General features: G+C 54.6%; 1 pseudogene. It reads right to left on the bottom strand.

The features are described from left to right. Window positions 1–313 (bottom strand): annotated as a pseudogene (locus AAEY83_RS13680) (IS5/IS1182 family transposase); the annotation flags it as partial.

Genomic DNA, 313 nt, shown 5'->3' with positions numbered 1-313 from the left:
CCACGGCTGTCTGCACGTTGTACCCGACCCGAGGCCCTTTGTGCGTTCGCAGCATTCGCGCATCGCTTTCGTGGGTATTGAATTGCTCAAGCTCCATGGATTTCATCAGCGCCTGGCACGTCAAGTTATTGGAATGCCTGACTTCAAGTTGCGCCAAAGTCGCCTTGATTGCATTGCGGTCAATCTTCTCGCCGGCTTCGGTTTTATCTGCCTCGTCCAGCTCTGCCAAATAGTGGGCGATGCGCTTCTCCAGCTTCTGCTCTTGATGTTGGAGCCGCTTCAAATTCATATGACGCCGTGAAGAGGCGACCGC

This window comes from Psychrobacter sp. TB20-MNA-CIBAN-0197 (assembly GCF_040309765.1).
Taxonomy (GTDB): Bacteria; Pseudomonadota; Gammaproteobacteria; order Pseudomonadales; family Moraxellaceae; genus Psychrobacter; species Psychrobacter submarinus.
The sequence above is the reverse complement of the archived record's forward strand: the minus strand, read 5'-3'. Positions and strand labels throughout refer to the sequence as shown.